The following is an 18,041-nucleotide window of genomic DNA, read 5'->3' as shown; positions in this document are numbered from 1 at the left end:
GCACTGCAGCATTGATGACGATGATGAATGGAAGCTTGCCGGGCGTGTGCGGGCAGGGCTACCATCGAACTCGATTTCCGCGGAATGGACGCGGCTGTGATGATCCAGGTGCTTCGGCAAGATTCCGATGGCTCAGGGACGCAGCTGCTACTGCACCCCCCACGGGCACTCAGTGCTCGGCAGTTCGTCCAGTTGTTTGCAGCGTTGGCAGGATTGATGGTGTTCGCGGCCGGCCTGGCTTGGCTGTCCGGCAACCGCCTGGCCCCTGTCTTCGCGTTGTTGCATGGCTTTCTGGTGGCGGCTGCACTTCGCGCATGTTGGCGCAGCAGCAATCGCCGGGAAGAGATCCGGGTAGGACCGGACTGCGTGGAAGTGATTCCCGCGGCCGGAGTTTCGCCGGTATTCCACGCACATCCGTACTGGGTGCGGGTGGTGACCGGGAAGGAACGGGTCCTGCTGGTTTCCAGCGGCAAGTGGGTGGAAGTGGGGAGTTTCCTCGCACCCGTGGAACGTCGGGAACTTGCGGTGACACTTGAAGGCTTGCTCGCGGCCAGCAATGGCAGCAACCGATGACGTCAAGGGTCTAGGCAATGAAGCAAAGCAGCGTGTGGGGCGCGAAGTTGAAACACGGTTTGGCAGCGGCAGCGATGATGCTGTCGGCGCAGGCAGCATGGGCGCAGACCGCCGATCCCAAGGAATGGCAGCTCAATATGGGCAAGGGCGTCACCCATACCTCGCGTATGGCGTGGGACGCACATATGGTGGCGTTGTGGGTCTGTACCGTCATCGGCGTGCTGGTGTTCGGCGCGATGGCCTACGCCATGTTCAGGTTCCGCAGGTCCAAGGGTGCGGTGGCCAAGCAGTTCAGCCACAACACCAAGGCGGAAATCATCTGGACCGTCATCCCCATCATCATCCTGGTGGTGATGGCCTGGCCGGCCACGGCCAAGCTGATTGCCATGTACGACACCCGCGATTCCGAGATGACGGTGAAGATCACCGGCTATCAGTGGATGTGGAAGTACGAATACCTGGGTGAAAACGTCGCCTTCACCAGCCGCCTGGACCGCAAGTCCGACGAAGTGCGGCAGAGCGGCAGCGTGCCGACCATGGCCAGCGATCCGCATTACCTGCTGGACGTGGACAACCCGCTGGTTCTGCCGGTAGATACCAAGGTGCGTTTCGTCATCACCTCCGACGACGTGATCCATGCGTGGTGGGTGCCGGCATTGGGCTGGAAGCAGGACGCCGTGCCGGGCTTCATCAACGAGCGCTGGACCAACATCGAAACCGAAGGTGTGTACCGCGGCCAGTGCGCGGAGCTGTGCGGCAAGGACCACGGCTTCATGCCGATCGTGGTCAAGGCCGTATCCAAGGACGAGTTCAAGTCCTGGCTGGCCTCGCGCAAGCCGGCGCCTGCCGCGCCTGCAGAAGCCGCGCCCGCGCCTGCCGCCGAACCGGCACCCGCCGCGGCGCCAGAAGCAACGCAACCGGAAGCAACCCCCGCCGCACCCGCGGCGGCCGCGGCCTGATACCACTGCGTGCCGGTGCTGCCGGCGCGATGCCTGAAAACGCATAACGAGGTGTAGTTGCAATGGCGAATACCGCAGTGGACCACTCCGATCACCACGGGCACCAACAGGGCTTCTTCGAGCGCTGGTTCTTCTCCACCAATCACAAGGACATCGGCACGCTCTATCTGCTTTTCAGCTTCACGATGTTCATCGTCGGCGCGGCGATGAGCGTGATGATCCGGCTGGAGCTGGCACAGCCCGGCCTTCAGTTCATCAAGCCGGAGTCCTTCAACCAGATGACCACCGTGCATGCACTGGTGATGATCTTCGGCGGCGTGATGCCGGCCTTTGTCGGCTTGGCCAACTGGATGATCCCACTGCAGATCGGCGCGCCGGACATGGCGCTGCCACGCATGAACAACTGGTCGTTCTGGTTGCTGCCGGTGGCCTTCAGCATGCTGCTGGTGACCTTCTTCCTGCCCGGTGGTGCACCGGCCGGTGGTTGGACGCTGTATCCACCGCTGTCGCTGCAGGGCGGCTACAACGTCGCCTTCAGCGTGTTCGCCATCCACGTGGCCGGTGTCAGCTCGATCATGGGCGCGATCAACATCATCGCCACCGTGCTCAACATGCGTGCACCGGGTATCGACCTGCTGAAGATGCCGATCTTCTGCTGGACCTGGCTGATCACCGCTTTCCTGCTGATCGCGGTGATGCCGGTGCTGGCTGGCGCGGTGACCATGCTGCTGACCGACAAGTTCTTCGGCACCAGCTTCTTCAATGCCGCCGGTGGCGGTGACCCGGTGATGTTCCAGCACATCTTCTGGTTCTTCGGTCACCCCGAGGTCTACATCATGATCCTGCCGGCGTTCGGCGTGGTCAGCGAGATCCTGCCGACCTTCAGCCGCAAGCCGCTGTTCGGCTACCAGGCGATGGTCTATGCCACCGCCGCCATCGCCTTCCTGTCGTTCATCGTGTGGGCCCACCACATGTTCACGGTGGGCATGCCGTTGGGTGGCGAGATCTACTTCATGTTCGCCACGATGCTGATCTCGATCCCGACCGGGGTGAAGGTGTTCAACTGGGTCAGCACGATGTGGGAGGGCTCGCTGACGTTTGAAACGCCGATGCTGTTCTCCATCGCCTTCGTCATCCTGTTCACCATCGGCGGTTTCTCCGGCCTGATGCTGGCCATCGTGCCGGCCGACTACCAGTACCACGACACTTACTTCGTGGTGGCGCACTTCCACTACGTGCTGGTGACCGGCGCGGTATTGGCGCTGATTGCCGCGGTCTACTACTGGTGGCCGAAGTGGACCGGCCGCATGTACAACGAGTTCTGGGGCAAGTTCCATTTCTGGTGGACGATGGTGTTCGTCAACCTGCTGTTCTTCCCGCAGCACTTCCTCGGCCTGGCCGGCATGCCGCGACGTATCCCGGACTACAACCCGGTGTTCGCCGACTGGAACCTGATCAGCTCGATTGGCGCATTCGGCATGTTCGCCACGCCGTTCATGATGGCGGCGATCCTGCTGTCCTCGCTGCGCAACGGCAAGCGCGCCGAAGCGCGTGCCTGGGAAAGCGCCAAGGGCCTGGAGTGGACCATTCCGTCGCCGGCGCCCGCGCATACCTTCACCGTGCCGCCGGTGATCAAGCCGGGCGATCTGGCGCATGACGACGTGACCCATTGAGGAATCCTGCGATGAGCAGCAACGAGCAATGGCAGGCTGAGGAACTGGAACTGCGCAGGCGTCGTTCGCGGCGCACCGCGCTGGTGGTCGGCCTGATCGCGGTCGCGGTCTACGTCGGCTTCATCCTGTCCGGGGTGCTGGCGAGTTGACCGCGCCGGCGCCCGCACCCAAGCCCAATGCCGGCCTTGGCCGGCTGATCGGCGTGGCGTTGGCGGTGTTCGTGCTGACCTTCTCGCTGGTGCCGCTGTACCGCATCGCCTGCGAAAAAGTATTCGGCGTGCGCCTGGAGCGTGGCGCAACAACGCACGAAGCCAAAGCGCAGGCGGCCAGCGGCAAGCGCACCGTGCGGGTGGAATTCGATGGCGGCGTCAATTCCAAGCTGCCGTGGGCCTTCCATCCGGAAAAGCTGACGATGGACGTGGTGCCGGGCGAGTTGAACGAAGCCCTGTATTACGCCCGCAACGACAGTGACCGCGCGCTGGTTGGCAGTGCGGTGCCGTCGGTGGCACCGGCCCGTGCCTCGGGCTACTTCAACAAGACCGAATGTTTCTGCTTCACCGCGCAGACCCTGCAGGCCGGTGAAAAACGCGACATGCCGGTACGTTTCATCGTCGACCCGGACCTGCCGGCCGACGTCAACACGATCACCCTGTCCTATACCTTCTACAAGAATGATGCGCTGACCGAACGGCTGACCCCGGCATCTGCCGCGGCGGCCGCACACGCAGCTCCCTGATCACGGACCCGGAAGCAACGCCATGGCCCATAACACCCCTGATCCCAATGTCTACTTCGTGCCAAGCAGTAGCAAATGGCCGTTTGTAGGATCGATCGCGATGCTGGTGATGATGGTCGGGGTAGCCAGTTGGCTCAACGACGCCAGCTGGGGCCGCGCGGCCTTCTTCATCGGGGTGGCGATGATGGTGTTCACCCTGTTCCTGTGGTTCGGCGATGTCATCCGCGAATCCGAGGGTGGCAACTACAACCGCCAGGTGGATGGCTCGTTCCGGATGGGGATGATCTGGTTCATCTTCTCCGAGGTGATGTTCTTCGCTGCCTTCTTCGGCGCGCTGTTCTACACCCGCAACATGGGCCTGCCGTGGCTCGGTGGTGAGGGCCATGGCGTGCTCACCAACGAATACCTGTGGGATGGCTATTCCGCTGCTTGGCCGACCAACGGGCCGGCCGATATTGGTGGCGCCTTCCAGACCATTCCGGCCTGGGGCCTGCCGCTGCTCAATACGCTGATCCTGCTGACCTCGGGCGTGACCCTGACCATCGCCCATCACGCTCTGAAGGCGGGCAACCGCAAGCAGCTGCTGATCTGGCTGGGTGCAACGGTGCTGCTGGGCTGCGTGTTCCTGTTCTTCCAGGCCGAGGAATACATCCACGCCTACAAGGAATTGAACCTCACACTGGGATCGGGCATCTACGGCTCGACCTTCTTCATGCTGACCGGCTTCCACGGTGCGCATGTGCTGCTGGGCACCATCATGCTGATCGTGATGTGGTTCCGCGCAGCCAAGGGCCACTTCACTCGCGACAACCACTTTGGCTTTGAAGCGGCCGCGTGGTATTGGCACTTCGTCGACGTGGTGTGGTTGATGCTGTTCCTGTTTGTCTACGTGCTGTAACAATCGTCGGCAGCCGCGCTGCAATGCAGGGCGGCTGCTGCGATGTTCAGCCGCCCACACCATGCGGCTTGATCCAGCCCATGTAGATGCTCAGGGCAACCAGCAGGATCAGCACCACTGACAGCGCGATACGCCGCGTCAACGCATTGACCGTCCGTTTGGTCTGGCCGCGATCGATCATCAGGTAATAGAGGCCGGCACCAAGATTCCAGACGATGACGATCAAGAACGCGATTACCAGCAAGGTCTTCAACGAATCATTCATGCGTGGCTCGAAGGGTGGAAGGGCAGTGCTATATCACCCGCTTGGCGGCAGCTTGTCATGACGCGACAGCACACAGCGGTTTTCGGCTGGGTAGTGGCGGTGCTGGTGGCCGCGTTGTTCTGCGCGCTGGGCGGCTGGCAGCTGCAGCGCATGCAGCAGAAAGAGGCCTTGCTTGCGCAGCTGCCGCCGAGTCGCGACGCCGCGCTCAGCCTGGCCCAGGCCGTCGCCGCCCCGGATTCCCTGCATTGGGTGCGTGACCAGCTGCAGTTCCTGCCCGGCAGCGTGCTGCTGGACAACCAACTGCGGGAAGGTCGCGCTGGCATCAAGGTCTACCAGCCTGCGCGCGCTGCCGACGGAGCCGTCGTGCTGGTCGATCTGGGCTGGCTGCCGCTGCCTGCTGACCGCAGCATGCCGATGATCAGCGCAGAACAGGGCACCCAGACGTTGCAGGGACTGTGGGCGCCTGCGCCGGCAACCGGCATTGCCTTGGGCCCGGCATTGACTGCGGCCAAGCAACCGCAGACCTGGTTGGCGACACGGATCGACCTGCCGGCCATTGCCGCGCAGCTCGGGCTGGGCGGCGTGGTGCTGGCACCGAAGGTGCTGCGATTGGATCCGGCGTTGCCGCTGGGCTATGTGCGTGACCTGGACCTGCTGCCCAATACCTTGCCGCCTTCGCGGCATCTTGGTTATGCAGTGCAATGGTTCGCGATGGCCTTGGCGGTGTTGTTGATTGCGCTGGTGTTGCAGTTCAAGAAGCGCAGGAAGTTGGGGGTTAGGAATGGGGCGTAGGTTGGAGCTGGTTGGAAGGCAAAGCCAAAGCCAAAGCACCCCTCCCCAACCCTCCCCTGCGCTACGCGCAAGGGAGGGGGCAGAGCGCTGCACCGTCGCTTTGATCCTCGCTCCTGTCTTTGCCGTTGAATTTCCCCCTCCCTTTCACCGAAGGTGAAGGGGAGGGCCGGGGAGGGGTGCTTTCAGCCTTTGCTCCAGCCTTTGCTTTAGTTCCAGCTTTTGCTCCAGCTTTCGCACCCAGCCACTCCATCGCCAGCTCGAAAAGAACCCAGCCATGAACGCACTCACCCCCGACCAGCTCGCCACCCGCAACCGCGGCCGCCGGGTATTGCTGTTGATCTTCGCCATGTTCTTCGGCTCGATGGCGCTGGCTGGCATCCTGCGCTTCTCGGGCTGGACGCCGCAGATCAACCGCCATCACGGTGAACTGCTGCAGCCGGCGCTGGACCTGCGCAGCGAGCAGCTGCATCTGGCCAACGGCCAGGCCTACGACTGGAACCCTGGCGAGCGCCACTGGCGCATCCTGCTGGCGCCGCCGGCTGACTGCGCGCCGGCCTGCGTCACTTTGTCGCAGCAATTGGACAAGGTGTGGCAGTTGTTCGGGCATAACGCGGATAATGTCGAGATATTGTGGCTGGGTACGCCGCCTGAGCAGGTGGCTGCGGCGCCGGCACTGAAGGTGCTGCAGCCCCAGCCTGCGTTCCGGGGCAAGCTGCCGGGGGTTGATGACCCGGCCGGCACTCCGGTGTATGTGATTGATCCCAATGGCTTTGTGGTATTCCGCTATGCGCCGGGTTTTGAACCGGGTGGACTGCGGGCTGATCTATCCAAGCTGTTGAAACTGATGTGAGTTCCGTTCGATGAATGCCTCCGCGCGTCCGGCGCTGTACCGCAATTTCCACCGACTGGCGTGGTTCGCACTGATCATGACGGCGAGCACGATCATGTTCGGCTCCTTCGTGCGCCTGTCCGATGCCGGCCTGAGCTGCCCGGATTGGCCCACCTGCTATGGCCGCGTGACCTGGCCGCAGACGCAGATGGAAGCCGCCCAGCACGTGGCCAGCGAGATCCGCCCGCTGGAAACCCACAAGGCCTGGCGTGAACAGGTGCACCGTTTCCTGGCTGGCCTGCTCGGCGTTGAAGTGCTGACCCTGGCATTGCTGGCGGCACGCCGGCGCAAGCACGGCATTGCTCAGATCATCACCGCCTCGGCGCTGGTGGCGCTGGCGATACCGCTCTATATGCGCGGTGAGCACGTGGCTTCCAGCGTGCTCGCCATCGGTGGCGAAGCAATCCTGCTGCTGGCGGCGCTGCGCTGGTCCAACATCGATCTGGCGCGCGCTGCCGTGCTGACCTTGGCGGTTGTGGTGTTCCAGGCCCTGCTCGGCATGTGGACGGTCACCTGGCTGCTCAAGCCCATCGTGGTGATGGGCCACCTGCTCGGCGGCATGCTGATGTTCGGCATGCTGGTGTGGATGGCGTGGAAGGCCACGCATCTGCCGATTACCCTGGCCGAGGCGCCGCGCCTGCGCTGGTGGCTGCGTGGCGCCGTTGCCCTGGTCGTGTTGCAGATCGCGCTCGGCGGTTGGGTCAGTGCCAACTACGCGGCACTGGCCTGCGGTGGCGGCAGTGCCTCGCTGGACAACTTCCCGCGCTGTGTCAGCCAGTGGTGGCCGCAGCAGAATTACAGCGAAGGCTTCACCCTGTGGCGCGGCATCGGCGTGGATTACGAAGGCGGCGTGCTCGATGGCGCCTCGCGTATCGCCATCCAGATGGCGCACCGGATGTTCGCGGTGCTGGTGGCCTTGTACCTGCTGGTGCTGTCGGTGCGCATGTTCCGCCTGCCGGGCATGCGTGGTTGGGCAAGCGCCGTGATCGTGCTGTTGCTGCTGCAGGTCACCCTGGGCGTGCTCAACGTTAAGCTGGCATTGCCGCTGGCCGTGGCGGTGATGCACAGCGGCGGTGCGGTTGCCTTGTTGTTTGTATTGGTCACGCTGCTGGCGCGGCTGCGCGCCCCGGAGTGAATGATGCGTACAACATGGCGTGACTACTGGGACCTGACCAAGCCGAAGGTGGTGGCACTGATTGTGTTCACCGCCCTGGTCGGCATGTGCCTGGCCATTCCGGGCCTGCCCACCACCGCGCAGGTGGTGACGGGGCTGCTCGGCTTCCTTGGCATCTGGCTGTCGGCCTCGGCCGCAGCGGCGATCAACCAGCTGCTGGATGCGCGCATCGACGCGCAGATGGCGCGTACCTCGTGGCGGCCCCTGGTGGTCGGCAAGGTGTCGCCGCGGCAGGTGCTGGTGTTTGCCGGCGCGCTGACCGCGCTGTCGATGACCATCCTGGTGCTGTGGGTGAACGTGATCACCGCAGTGCTGACCTTCGCCTCGCTGATCGGCTATGCGGTGATCTACACCGTCTACCTGAAGCGGGCGACCTCGCAGAACATCGTCATCGGTGGCCTGGCAGGCGCAACGCCGCCGCTGCTGGGCTGGGCAGCGATCACCGGCATGCAGGGCAGCTCGGATTGGGCCTACGCCTCGTTGCTGGTGCTGATCATCTTCATCTGGACTCCGCCGCACTTCTGGGCACTGGCCATCTTCCGCCGCGTTGACTACGCCAAGGCCGAGATCCCGATGTTGCCGGTGACCCACGGCGTGCCACATACCCGCAAGCAGATCCTGGCGTACTCGGTGGTGCTGGCGGTGGTGACGCTGCTGCCGGTGGCCATCGACATGAGTGGCATGTTCTACCTGGGCGGGGCAACGGTGTTGAACATCGTGTTCCTCTGGTACGCATGGAAGATGCAGAACCCGCCAGACGAGATGTTCAACATGAAGATGTTCGGCTATTCCATCGTGTATCTGATGGCGCTGTTCGCCTTCCTACTGGTCGACCACTGGCTGTTGCCCTGGTTGTGATCGAGCAATGAAAAGGCCGGCGAATGCCGGCCTTTTCATTTGCATGGCGCCGTGCAGCTGTGCCCCCTCCCTTTGCCGTAGGCAAGGGGAGGGTTGGGGAGGGGTTGGCTTTGCTTTGCTTCATGTAGTGGGGGGGGGGGGGGGGGGGGGGGGGGGTGGGTGGAAGGCGCAAGGGGCGGACCGGCCGGGCGGCCCCCGCCGGTGGGGGGGTGTTTTTTGTTTCGTTATTGTGGGCCCCCCCCTTGCGCGCCAATGGTCTTACCCTGCCGGCCGCGCGCGGCGCCCGGCGCGCCACTACCAACTTCGGTGTCGATTATTGCTGCGTTGCTCCGGCATTCTGCTTCGCATACCGCTGCGCCACCATCGAGCAGACGATCAGCTGGATCTGGTGGTAGATCATGATCGGCAACACGATCGCGCCGAGGCTGCCGCCGGCAAACAACACCTTGGCGATCGGCACACCGGTGGCCAGGCTCTTCTTGGAGCCGCAGAACATGATGGTGATCTGGTCGGCACGGTTGAAGCCCAGCCGCCGTGCCAGCCAGGTGATGCCGGGCATGGCGATGGCCAACAACACAATTGCAACCAGCGCAGCAGCCAGCAAGGACAGCGGCGGGGTCTTGCTCCACAGGCCTTCGCTGACCGATTCGCCGAAGGCGGCGTAGACCACCAGCAGCACCGTGCCCTGGTCGGTGTAACGCAGCAGGCCGCGGCGCTTCTCGATCCAGCCACCAATCCACGGCCGCAGCAGGTGGCCAAGTACGAATGGCACCAGCAGCTGCAGCATGATCGCGCCGACCGCATGCAGCGGGTTGGCCATGCCGCCCTGCGAGCCGGCGAGCACGGTCATCAGCAACGGGGTCAGGAACACGCCGAGGATGCTGGACAGCGAAGCCGCGCACACCGCTGCCGGCACGTTGCCACCGGCAATCGAGGTGAAGGCAATCGAGGACTGCACGGTTGAGGGCAGCGCACACAGGAACAGCACGCCGATGTAGAGCTCGGGCGTCAGCGCCCAGCCGGCCAGCGGCTTCATCGCCAATCCTAATAGCGGGAACAGCACGAAGGTGCAGGCCAGGATGGTGATGTGCAGGCGCCAGTGCAGCAGGCCGGCGACGATGGATTCACGTGGCAGGCGCGCGCCGTGCAGGAAGAACAGCGCAGCGATGGCGATATCAGTGAAGTGGTCGAAGCCCCTGGCGGCGGCGCCGGTAAGCGGCAGCACGCTGGCCAGGGCGACGGTGGCGAGCAGGGCGAGGGTGAAGTTGTCCGGTCGCAGTCGCGACCACCAGCGTGTCATGTCAGCAATGCCTCGATCAGGGTGTGGGGATTTCCAATGCGGCGCGTGCGGCGGGCTCGAGTGAAGTCATGCCTGCATCGCGGCCGAACTTGAGTGCGTCCTCCACCGATGCGCCGTTGACGCGTGCTTCGATCACCGACAGCAAGGCGCCAGCGCGGTTGGAGGAGGCGCAATGCAGCAGGGTCTTGCCGCTGTCCTGCTTGAGCAGGCGGTCCAGCGTGCGCGCGTTGGCTTCGGTGATGTCGCCGGCACCGGCGATGGGCAGGCGCACATAGCGCAGGCCGATTTGTTCGGCCAAGGCGGCTTCGTGGTAGCCGCGATCTTCATCGGCGCGGCGCAGATCAATGACGGTGGTGACGCCATTGGCGGCGGCATCGCGCAGCTGTTGTGCGCTGGGTTGGCCGGCGGTGATCAGGTCCGGGCGCGGCTGGCGCAGCGTTGCATCGCCGGCGTAGGCGTAGGCGTTGGCGGCGAGCAGCAGCGAGAGGAGCAGTGACAGGCGGTACGTGTACATGCAGTGCTCCCTTGCAGATGTCAGAGGCGCAGGCTGGCGCGGGCCTTGAGCAGCTCGCGCAGTTCGTATTTGTCGGTGTCGTCCAGGCCTTGCTGGCGTTGTTTTGCCTGCAGCTCGTCCAGGCGCTGGGTCAGCAGTTGCTTCTCCAGCTGCAGTACGGCGTCCTGCAGTTCCTGTGCCCACATCGCTTCATCGCCGGGCAATGCCTGCGCGGCCAGCTTGTGCAATGCGGCCTGTTCTTCGCGCTCGTTGAAGTGTTCGAGCAGGGCGCCAGTGCTGATGTCCGGGCGCTGCTGCACCAGGTTCAACAACTCGACCAGCAGCTCGATGCCGGGCAGGCGCAGGCCACCGATGGCGTGGTGGCCTTCCAGGCTCATTGCCAGCGAGGGCTGCTGCAACAGGATGGCAATGGCGGCACGCACCAGACTGCGCTTCTGCGCTGGAACCGCGTTGTTGCGCATCGGCGGTCGCGCTGCAGGTGTGGCGGCTGTTGCCGTGCTGCCGATGCCGGTCAGGCGCGCCAGCTCCTGCTTCATCAGGTCGCCGAAGGCACCATCGGGAATCTGCGCCAGCATCGGCTTCGCCCGTTCGGCCAGGCGTGCCTTGCCGTCCAGCGTGTCGAGGTTGATCTCGCGGCTGAGCTCGTCGAAGAAGAACTGCGACAGCGGCGTGCCCTGCTTGAGCCGTGCGTCGAAAGCGTCGGCGCCTTCCTTGCGCACGATGGTGTCCGGGTCCTCGCCATCGGGCAGGAACAGGAAGAAGGCCTGGCGGCCGTCCTTCATGCGCGGCAGCACCGACTCCAGTGCGCGCCAGCCGGCACGGCGACCGGCGGCATCACCGTCGAAGCAGAAGTACACGTCGGGCGCGTTGCGGAACAGGAGCTCGGCATGGTCCGGCGTGGTCGCCGTGCCCAGCGTCGCCACCGCCTGGGTGACGCCGAACTGGAACAGGCTGACCACGTCCATATAGCCTTCCACCACGATCAGGCGTTCGATCTTCTGGTTGGCCTGGCGCACCTGCCACAGGCCATACAGTTCGCGGCCCTTGTGGAACAGCGCGGTTTCCGGCGAGTTGAGGTACTTGGGGCCGTCGTCCTTTTCCATGACGCGGCCGCCGAAGGCGATGACGCGGCCACGGCGGTCGAAGATCGGGAACATCACCCGGTCGCGGAACTTGTCGTAGACGTGGCCGCGGTCGTTCTTGGAGAACAGGCCGACGCGTTCAAGCAGCTTCATGCGCCGCTCGTCCTTGCCCAGCGCGTCCTTCAGCGCGCTATAGCCATCCGGCGCATAGCCGATGGAGAAGCGCGCGCGGGTGTCGGCATCCACGCCACGGCCATCGAGGTAGGCGCGGGCCTTGTCGTTGCCCTCCAGCTGCTTCTGGAAGAAGCGGGTGGCGGCATCCAGCGCCGAATACTGGTCGCGGCTGTCGTCTTGCTGCTGCGGCGTGCGTGCGTTGGTTTCGCGCGGGATCTCCATGCCCACGCGCTTGGCCAGTTCATCCACCGCGTCGAGGAACTCGAGGCGGTCGTAGTTCATCAGGAAACTGATCGCGGTGCCATGCGCGCCACAGCCGAAGCAGTGATAGAACTGCTTGGTCGGCGAGACCGTGAACGAGGCCGAGCGCTCGTCATGGAACGGGCAGCGCGACGCGTATTCCTTGCCCTGGCGCTTGAGCGGCACACGTGAGCCCACCACTTCGACGATGTCGGTGCGGGCCAGCAGGTCGTCAATGAACGCGTCGGGAAGTCGGGCCATGCGGCAAATGAACAGCGCCGCCGGTTGGCGGGGCGCGATGAAAGGGGGGAAGGGGAGTGTACTAGGCTGGGCTGGTGCTGGCTGGATGTTGGGCTTGATGGTTTTCAGTCAACGGCGCAAGGCGACCCCTCCCCAACCCGTCCGGCCCGAAGGCATAGCCTTCGGTCGTTCATCAGGTCGCGCGGCAGTGCCGCGCAAGCAGACCTTCTTCACCCCCTTCGCTACGCGAAAGGGAGGGGGCAGAGCTCGCTCCCTCCCTTTGCCGCAGGCAAGGGGAGGGCCGGGGAGGGGTAGCTTCTGCTTCAGCTCTTGCCGTCAGTCCAAAGCCCCAACATCAACCTCGGCCTCAGCCGCCACCTTGCGCCGCGCATACGCCCGCTCATCGATCACCGCGGTGATCAGTGCGCCGCCAAAGAACACCACGCTGGCGTAGTAGATCCACACCAGCATGATCACCAGCGTGCCCATCGAGCCATAGGCGCTGCCCGGCGCCGCGTTTGCGATGTACAGGCCAATGGCATAGCGGCCGAGGGTGAACAGCACCGCGGTGATCGCGCCGCCGAGGAAGGCCTGGCGCCAGTCCACCGGTCGGTCCGGCAGGTAGTGGTAGAGGAAGGCAAAGCCCAGTGCGTACAGCAGCAGGGTGGTCACATAGCCCACCGCCGGCAGGGCGGAAGGCAGGTGCGAGAAGATGACCTGCAGGGCTGTGGTGGCCACCATCGACACGATCAGCAGGAAGCCCAGTGCCAGCACCACGCCGGCCGAGAACACCCGCTTCTTCAGCCAGCCGAAGATGCCTTCGAAGCGCTTGGAGTCGGTACGGAAGATCAGGTTCAAGGCAGCCTGCAGCTGGGCGAACACCACCGTGGCGCCGATGAACAGCAGGACCAGGCTCCAGATGCCGGCAAACGAGCCCAGGTCGGGCTGGGCACTGGCGTTGGTGATCACCGTGCGGGCGACTTCGGCCACGCTGGGGCCGGCCAGTGAGCCGATCTGCTCGATAAGTGTCTGTTGCGCTGGTGGGTACAATGAGGCGGTCAGCCACAGCAGCAGGACCAGCAGCGGCGCCAGCGACAGCAGGGTATAGAAGGCCAATGATGCGGCCTGGGTCATCACGTCGGTTTCGACGAAGCGGCGCACCAGCGCGGCCGGCAGGCTTTGCTGGAGCAGTTCCAGCCGGGATTTGAGCGAATGCAGGGTGGGGCGGGGTGCAGGCATCAGGTAGGTCGCGTGAAGTCAGGGCTCTGTTCTAGCAAAGCCGGGCTTCGGAGCGGGTGAATGGGTACCCGTAGTGCCGAGCCATGCTCGGCAGAGGCCTTCCCGGCAATGCCCGAAAATGTAGGAGCGGCGTAAGCCGCGAAGCCACAGAATCATCAGATTGCAGGCCGGTCGGTGATTCCATCGTTGTCAGCTTCGCGGCTGACGCCGCTCCCACAAAGACAAAAGGGCAAAAACAACAAAGCCCGCACGTGGCGGGCCTTGTCGCACAACCTCGGCAGCCAGGATCAGCCGGCAAGGGCCTGCTTGACCAGCTTGGACACCAGGCCCATGTCGGCCTGTCCAGCCAGCTTGGGCTTGAGTACGCCCATCAGCTTGCCGATGTCGGCAGCGCTGCTGGCGCCGGTTTCGGCCTTGGCGGCGGCGATGGCGGCCTGGATCTCGGCTTCGCCCATCTTGGCCGGCACGTAACGCTCGATGACCACGATCTCGTCGCGCTCGACCGATGCCAGGTCTTCACGGTTGGCGGCTTCGTACTGGGTGACCGAGTCCTTGCGCTGCTTGACCATCTTGTCCAGCACGGCGATCACGTCGGTGTCGGTCAGCTCGATGCGCTCGTCCACTTCGCGCTGCTTGATGGCGGCATTGATCAGGCGGATCACGCCCAGCGAGTGCTTGTCGCCGCTCTTCATGGCGGCCTTCATGTCTTCGGTCAGCTGTTGCTTCAGGCTCATGGAGCACCTCTTTGGGTCGGGAATATGGGAAAAGACGTCAGCATTGCCGGCGTCTGGAACGCAAAAAGCCGGCTACGCTTGCGCGTGCCGGCTTTCACCCCAGTACGGAAGGCCGGAGCCCCCCGTTCAGGAGTTGCGTACGATCAGTACAGGCGCTGACGCTTGGTGACGTCGCGCGAGGAACGACGCAGCTGGCGCTTCACGGCTGCAGCAGCCTTGCGCTTGCGTTCCTGGGTCGGCTTTTCGTAAAACTCGCGCTTGCGGGTTTCGGCCAGCACGCCGGCCTTTTCGCAAGTGCGCTTGAAGCGGCGAAGAGCAAACTCAAAGGGCTCGTTCTCGCGGACTTTAACGCTGGGCATGGAATCTCCGGGGACTCTGTAGAAAAACCGGGACACACCCGGTGAGCCGCGCATTATAGTCCCTTTGCGCGGACGTGCAACCCCCGCGATTTGGCTGGGGCGTCAGAGAGGTCCACAATACGCCTTATGAAAGTCCTCGGCATTGAATCATCCTGCGATGAGACGGGCGTAGCCGTCTACGACACCTCACTCTCCGGGGCGGCCGCGCTGCGTGCGCACGCCGTCTACAGCCAGATCGCGCTGCACGCCGAATACGGTGGCGTGGTGCCGGAGCTGGCCAGCCGCGACCACGTGCGCAAGACCCTGCCGCTGATCCGGCAGACCCTCGACGAGGCGGGCATCGCCATCTCCGAGATCGAGGGCGTGGCCTATACCGCCGGCCCTGGGCTGGTCGGGGCGCTGCTGGTCGGGGCCGGTGTGGCCCGTTCGTTGGCCTGGGGCCTGGATGTGCCGGCCATCGGCGTACACCATATGGAAGGCCACCTGCTGGCGCCGCTGATGGAAGACGACCCGCCGGAAGCGCCGTTCGTGGCCTTGCTGGTCTCCGGTGGCCACACCCAGCTGATTGCCGTGGACGCCATCGGCAAGTACCGCTTGCTCGGCGAGACATTGGACGATGCCGCCGGTGAGGCCTTCGACAAGACCGCCAAGATGATGGGCCTGCCGTACCCGGGCGGGCCGCAGCTGGCCACGCTGGCCGAGATCGGCACCCCGGGGCGCTACAAGTTCACCCGGCCGATGACTGACCGGCCAGGACTGGACTTCAGTTTCTCCGGCTTGAAGACCCAGGTGCTGATGGCCTGGCGCGACAGCGACCAGACCGAGCAGACCCGCGCCGACATCGCCCGCGGCTTCGAGGATGCGGTGGTCGACACGCTGGTGATCAAGTGCGGCCGCGCGCTGGATGCGGCCGGCTGCGACGTATTGGTGGTGGCCGGCGGCGTCGGCGCCAACAAGCGCCTGCGCGCCAAGCTGCAGGACGATGCCCAGCGCCGCGGTGGCAGGGTCTGCTTCCCGCGCCCCGCACTGTGCACCGACAACGGCGCGATGATCGCCTTCGCTGGCGCCCTGCGCCTGCAGGCCGGCCAGCACGGCCTGGCCGAGATCAAGGTGACGCCGCGCTGGGACATGGCCTTGCTGCCGCCGCTGCAGGGCTGACAGGCAGGCCTGCCGTGCTCGTCCACGGCAGGCTCAGTCTGCTGCCGTTACCATGTCGTATTCATCCAATACGACAGATGCAATGGACAAGGTATTCATCGAAGGGCTCGAAATCGACGCCCTGATCGGCATCTACGACTGGGAGCGGCGCATCCGCCAGACCCTGGTGTTCGATCTTGAAATGGGCTTCGACAACCGCAAGCCCGCCGCCAGCGACGATATCGTCGACACGCTGAACTACAAGGCCGTCAGCAAGCGCCTGATGGAGTTCGTGCGCGCTTCCGATTTTGGCCTGGTGGAAACGCTGGCCGAGCGCTGCGCGCAAATCGTTCTGGACGAATTCAACGTGCAATGGCTGCGATTGAAGCTGAGCAAGCCCGGCGCGGTGCGCGGTGCGCGTGCGGTTGGCGTGATCATCGAGCGTAGCCGCGCTGACGTCTGAGCCTGTTGTAATCCGGTCGCGCGCACTGCGGTGCGCGGCCTGAGTCATGCCTGTCCGATCAAGCAATGCGCTTGGACAGGTTGTTTCTGCGGTACGAGTAGAAGGAGAAGTGCACGATGGCGGTAATGGGAATTCGTTGGTTGGATCAGCTGGAGAACATGCTGGCGCCGTACCCGATGGCCTACCCGGCGGTGGTGCTGGCGGGATTGCTGCTGGTGGCATGGCTGGCCAACTTCGTCACCAAGCGCATCCTGTTGCGTGGCCTGCGTTCGATGATCGAGCGCTTCTCCGGTCCCAACCACAACGCCAGGCAGCCGCTGCGGGTAATTGCACGGCTGTCCAATATCGTGCCATCGGTGGTGCTTGCTGCGGGTTTGAGCATCGTGCCGGAGCTGCCGCCGGGGCTGGTGAGCGGTTTGAAGGCGCTGTGTCATGCATGGACGGTGTTGACCATCGCGATGGCCGTGTCGCACGCGCTGGATGCCTTCAACGATTTCTACGAGCGGCGCGCCGATGCCCGCAACAAGCCGATCAAGGGCTATCTGCAGGTCGTCAAGATCGTGGTGTTCGTGTTTGCCGGCCTGTCGATCGTGGCGATCCTGGTCGGCGTGGAGCTGCTGCATCTGGTCACCGGCCTGGGCGCGGCCACGGCGGTGTTCATGCTGATCTTCCAGGACACCATCCTGTCGCTGGTGGCCAGTGTGCAGATCAGTGGCGATGGCCGCGTGCGCATCGGCGATTGGATCGAGATGCCCAGCCAGAATGCTGATGGCGACGTGATCGACATCGCGCTGCACACCGTCACCGTGCAGAACTGGGACAAGACTGTCACCACCATCCCGACCAAGAAGCTGGTCACCGAGTCGTTCAAGAACTGGCGCGGCATGCAGGAATCAGGCGGACGCCGGATCAAGCGTTCGATCTACCTGGACCAGCACAGCGTGCGTTTCCTCGATGCGGGTGGTTTGGAGCGATTGGGCCAGATCGCGCTGCTGGATGACTATCTGGCGGGCAAGCAGCAGGAGCTGCAGCAGTGGAATGCGGAGGTGGCGCAGGCGCATCCGGAACCGGTCAATGCGCGTCGGCTGACCAATCTGGGCACCTTCCGTGCCTATGTCGAGCTGTACCTGCGGAACAACCCCGGCATCCATCAGGACATGACCCTGCTGGTGCGACAGATGGCGCCGACCCCGCAGGGCCTGCCGCTGGAGATCTACTGCTTCACTTCCTCAACCGCCTGGGCCAAGTACGAGGCCATCCAGTCGGACATGTTCGACCACCTGCTGGCGATGCTGCCGGAGTTCGGTCTGCACGTATTCCAGGAATCCAGCGACGCCATGCTGATGACTGCCCGCGAGCAGCGCGCCTGACCCACCTGTAGTGCCGAGCCATGCTCGGCAAGGGGCTTTCCCAGCGAAGAACCACCCCTCCCCAACCCTCCCCTTCGCTACGCGAAAGGGAGGGGGCTGAGGCGGTAGTGCCGAGCCATGCTCGGCAGGGGGCTTTCCCAGCGAAAGGCCCCCTCACCCCAACCACCGCTCCGCGCCCCGGCCCTTGCGCCGGCGCAAGGGCGTTCGAGAGGGCAGCGAACCGATGGTTCGCAAACTGCCCCTCTTACCCCGCAGGCGGAAGAGGGGCTGAAGCGGTAGTGCCGAGCCATGCTCGGCAGGGGGCTTTCCAAGCGAAGAACCACCCCTCCCCAACCCTCCCCTTGGCTTTGCCAAAGGGAGGGGGCGTGATGC

At 64.3% G+C, this 18,041-nt stretch carries 20 protein-coding genes; 13 read left to right on the top strand and 7 right to left on the bottom strand.

Features of this window, described 5'->3' with window-relative positions; translation table 11 throughout:
* Positions 1-99 precede the first annotated feature (99 nt).
* The 6 genes from ACVOLI_RS13105 (at position 100) to ACVOLI_RS13080 (ending at position 4,839) form a co-directional block, all read left to right on the top strand.
* Positions 100-573, top strand: a complete 474-nt coding sequence (locus ACVOLI_RS13105; RefSeq protein ID WP_282268136.1) for a DUF2244 domain-containing protein — start codon at positions 100-102, stop codon at positions 571-573.
* Positions 574-590: 17 nt separating this feature from the next.
* The gene (gene coxB / locus ACVOLI_RS13100) at positions 591-1,532 is read left to right on the top strand and encodes a cytochrome c oxidase subunit II (RefSeq protein ID WP_481614747.1); all 942 of its coding nucleotides are present in this window, start codon (positions 591-593) and stop codon (positions 1,530-1,532) included.
* 62 nt (positions 1,533-1,594) lie between these two features.
* The gene (gene ctaD / locus ACVOLI_RS13095; protein ID WP_481614746.1) at positions 1,595-3,205 is read left to right on the top strand and encodes a cytochrome c oxidase subunit I; all 1,611 of its coding nucleotides are present in this window, start codon (positions 1,595-1,597) and stop codon (positions 3,203-3,205) included.
* An 11-nt stretch (positions 3,206-3,216) separates the two neighbouring features.
* Entirely contained in the window at positions 3,217-3,354 is a 138-nt protein-coding gene (locus ACVOLI_RS13090; RefSeq protein WP_296253360.1) for a hypothetical protein, read from the top strand.
* Positions 3,351-3,941, top strand: coding sequence for a cytochrome c oxidase assembly protein (locus ACVOLI_RS13085; RefSeq protein ID WP_481614745.1), 591 nt, complete (start codon positions 3,351-3,353; stop codon positions 3,939-3,941). Before ACVOLI_RS13090 ends, ACVOLI_RS13085 begins: the two co-directional genes overlap by 4 nt.
* Positions 3,942-3,963: 22 nt before the next feature.
* Positions 3,964-4,839: a cytochrome c oxidase subunit 3 gene (locus tag ACVOLI_RS13080; protein ID WP_282268145.1), complete on the top strand. Its 876-nt coding sequence runs from the start codon at positions 3,964-3,966 to the stop codon at positions 4,837-4,839.
* A 46-nt stretch (positions 4,840-4,885) separates the two neighbouring features.
* Here ACVOLI_RS13080 and ACVOLI_RS13075 read toward each other — a convergent pair whose 3' ends face one another.
* Positions 4,886-5,104 (bottom strand): twin transmembrane helix small protein, encoded by a 219-nt coding sequence (locus tag ACVOLI_RS13075; protein WP_282268147.1) that lies wholly within the window; start codon positions 5,102-5,104, stop codon positions 4,886-4,888.
* A gap of 57 nt (positions 5,105-5,161) precedes the next feature.
* On the opposite strand from ACVOLI_RS13075, the gene ACVOLI_RS13070 reads away from it, so the two are divergent.
* From ACVOLI_RS13070 to cyoE, 4 genes are all read left to right on the top strand, one after another.
* Complete coding sequence (locus ACVOLI_RS13070) at positions 5,162-5,896, top strand: SURF1 family protein (protein ID WP_481614744.1); 735 nt, start codon at positions 5,162-5,164, stop codon at positions 5,894-5,896.
* Between the two features lie 274 nt (positions 5,897-6,170).
* Positions 6,171-6,746, top strand: a complete 576-nt coding sequence (locus tag ACVOLI_RS13065) for a hypothetical protein (protein WP_481614743.1) — start codon at positions 6,171-6,173, stop codon at positions 6,744-6,746.
* Between the two features lie 10 nt (positions 6,747-6,756).
* Positions 6,757-7,920 carry a COX15/CtaA family protein gene (locus ACVOLI_RS13060; protein ID WP_481614742.1) on the top strand — a complete coding sequence of 388 codons (1,164 nt, stop codon included), beginning with the start codon at positions 6,757-6,759 and terminating at the stop codon, positions 7,918-7,920.
* A gap of 3 nt (positions 7,921-7,923) precedes the next feature.
* Positions 7,924-8,817: a heme o synthase gene (gene cyoE / locus ACVOLI_RS13055; RefSeq protein ID WP_296253347.1), complete on the top strand. Its 894-nt coding sequence runs from the start codon at positions 7,924-7,926 to the stop codon at positions 8,815-8,817.
* Between the two features lie 313 nt (positions 8,818-9,130).
* Here cyoE and ACVOLI_RS13050 read toward each other — a convergent pair whose 3' ends face one another.
* From ACVOLI_RS13050 to rpsU, 6 genes are all read right to left on the bottom strand, one after another.
* Positions 9,131-10,117 carry a bile acid:sodium symporter family protein gene (locus ACVOLI_RS13050; protein WP_481614741.1) on the bottom strand — a complete coding sequence of 329 codons (987 nt, stop codon included), beginning with the start codon at positions 10,115-10,117 and terminating at the stop codon, positions 9,131-9,133.
* A 16-nt stretch (positions 10,118-10,133) separates the two neighbouring features.
* The gene (locus tag ACVOLI_RS13045; protein ID WP_481614740.1) at positions 10,134-10,631 is read right to left on the bottom strand and encodes a protein tyrosine phosphatase family protein; all 498 of its coding nucleotides are present in this window, start codon (positions 10,629-10,631) and stop codon (positions 10,134-10,136) included.
* Positions 10,632-10,651: 20 nt separating this feature from the next.
* Positions 10,652-12,388 carry a DNA primase gene (gene dnaG, locus ACVOLI_RS13040; protein WP_481614739.1) on the bottom strand — a complete coding sequence of 579 codons (1,737 nt, stop codon included), beginning with the start codon at positions 12,386-12,388 and terminating at the stop codon, positions 10,652-10,654.
* 315 nt (positions 12,389-12,703) lie between these two features.
* The gene (locus ACVOLI_RS13035) at positions 12,704-13,606 is read right to left on the bottom strand and encodes a YihY/virulence factor BrkB family protein (protein ID WP_481614738.1); all 903 of its coding nucleotides are present in this window, start codon (positions 13,604-13,606) and stop codon (positions 12,704-12,706) included.
* A gap of 287 nt (positions 13,607-13,893) precedes the next feature.
* On the bottom strand, positions 13,894-14,340 hold the full coding sequence (locus ACVOLI_RS13030) for a GatB/YqeY domain-containing protein (protein ID WP_282272614.1): 447 nt from the start codon (positions 14,338-14,340) through the stop codon (positions 13,894-13,896).
* A gap of 143 nt (positions 14,341-14,483) precedes the next feature.
* Positions 14,484-14,699 carry a 30S ribosomal protein S21 gene (gene rpsU / locus ACVOLI_RS13025; RefSeq protein ID WP_002808376.1) on the bottom strand — a complete coding sequence of 72 codons (216 nt, stop codon included), beginning with the start codon at positions 14,697-14,699 and terminating at the stop codon, positions 14,484-14,486.
* Between the two features lie 126 nt (positions 14,700-14,825).
* Here rpsU and tsaD point away from each other — a divergent pair, with 126 nt between their 5' ends.
* The 3 genes from tsaD to ACVOLI_RS13010 all read left to right on the top strand — a co-directional run bounded on the left by tsaD (position 14,826) and on the right by ACVOLI_RS13010 (position 17,669).
* Positions 14,826-15,857: a tRNA (adenosine(37)-N6)-threonylcarbamoyltransferase complex transferase subunit TsaD gene (tsaD, locus tag ACVOLI_RS13020; RefSeq protein ID WP_481614737.1), complete on the top strand. Its 1,032-nt coding sequence runs from the start codon at positions 14,826-14,828 to the stop codon at positions 15,855-15,857.
* A gap of 82 nt (positions 15,858-15,939) precedes the next feature.
* The gene (folB, locus tag ACVOLI_RS13015; protein WP_481614736.1) at positions 15,940-16,299 is read left to right on the top strand and encodes a dihydroneopterin aldolase; all 360 of its coding nucleotides are present in this window, start codon (positions 15,940-15,942) and stop codon (positions 16,297-16,299) included.
* A 116-nt stretch (positions 16,300-16,415) separates the two neighbouring features.
* Positions 16,416-17,669: a mechanosensitive ion channel family protein gene (locus ACVOLI_RS13010; protein WP_481614735.1), complete on the top strand. Its 1,254-nt coding sequence runs from the start codon at positions 16,416-16,418 to the stop codon at positions 17,667-17,669.
* The last annotated feature ends 372 nt before the right edge of the window (positions 17,670-18,041 follow it).

The sequence above is a fragment of the Stenotrophomonas sp. STEN029 genome (assembly GCF_056760015.1).
This window is presented reverse-complemented; position numbering and strand designations above follow the sequence as displayed.

Bases quoted from the DNA above. Each gene is read 5' to 3' on its own strand.
- coxB (WP_481614747.1), top strand. From the start codon at position 591: ATGAAGCAAAGCAGCGTGTGGGGCGCGAAGTTGAAACACGGTTTGGCA.
- ACVOLI_RS13105 (WP_282268136.1), top strand. From the start codon at position 100: ATGATCCAGGTGCTTCGGCAAGATTCCGATGGCTCAGGGACGCAGCTG.
- ACVOLI_RS13070 (WP_481614744.1), top strand. From the start codon at position 5,162: ATGACGCGACAGCACACAGCGGTTTTCGGCTGGGTAGTGGCGGTGCTG.
- ACVOLI_RS13010 (WP_481614735.1), top strand. From the start codon at position 16,416: ATGGCGGTAATGGGAATTCGTTGGTTGGATCAGCTGGAGAACATGCTG.
- folB (WP_481614736.1), top strand. From the start codon at position 15,940: ATGGACAAGGTATTCATCGAAGGGCTCGAAATCGACGCCCTGATCGGC.
- ACVOLI_RS13045 (WP_481614740.1), bottom strand. From the start codon at position 10,631: ATGTACACGTACCGCCTGTCACTGCTCCTCTCGCTGCTGCTCGCCGCC.
- ACVOLI_RS13030 (WP_282272614.1), bottom strand. From the start codon at position 14,340: ATGAGCCTGAAGCAACAGCTGACCGAAGACATGAAGGCCGCCATGAAG.
- dnaG (WP_481614739.1), bottom strand. From the start codon at position 12,388: ATGGCCCGACTTCCCGACGCGTTCATTGACGACCTGCTGGCCCGCACC.
- cyoE (WP_296253347.1), top strand. From the start codon at position 7,924: ATGCGTACAACATGGCGTGACTACTGGGACCTGACCAAGCCGAAGGTG.
- ACVOLI_RS13035 (WP_481614738.1), bottom strand. From the start codon at position 13,606: ATGCCTGCACCCCGCCCCACCCTGCATTCGCTCAAATCCCGGCTGGAA.
- rpsU (WP_002808376.1), bottom strand. From the start codon at position 14,699: ATGCCCAGCGTTAAAGTCCGCGAGAACGAGCCCTTTGAGTTTGCTCTT.
- ACVOLI_RS13075 (WP_282268147.1), bottom strand. From the start codon at position 5,104: ATGAATGATTCGTTGAAGACCTTGCTGGTAATCGCGTTCTTGATCGTC.
- ACVOLI_RS13060 (WP_481614742.1), top strand. From the start codon at position 6,757: ATGAATGCCTCCGCGCGTCCGGCGCTGTACCGCAATTTCCACCGACTG.
- ctaD (WP_481614746.1), top strand. From the start codon at position 1,595: ATGGCGAATACCGCAGTGGACCACTCCGATCACCACGGGCACCAACAG.
- tsaD (WP_481614737.1), top strand. From the start codon at position 14,826: ATGAAAGTCCTCGGCATTGAATCATCCTGCGATGAGACGGGCGTAGCC.
- ACVOLI_RS13090 (WP_296253360.1), top strand. From the start codon at position 3,217: ATGAGCAGCAACGAGCAATGGCAGGCTGAGGAACTGGAACTGCGCAGG.
- ACVOLI_RS13080 (WP_282268145.1), top strand. From the start codon at position 3,964: ATGGCCCATAACACCCCTGATCCCAATGTCTACTTCGTGCCAAGCAGT.
- ACVOLI_RS13050 (WP_481614741.1), bottom strand. From the start codon at position 10,117: ATGACACGCTGGTGGTCGCGACTGCGACCGGACAACTTCACCCTCGCC.
- ACVOLI_RS13065 (WP_481614743.1), top strand. From the start codon at position 6,171: ATGAACGCACTCACCCCCGACCAGCTCGCCACCCGCAACCGCGGCCGC.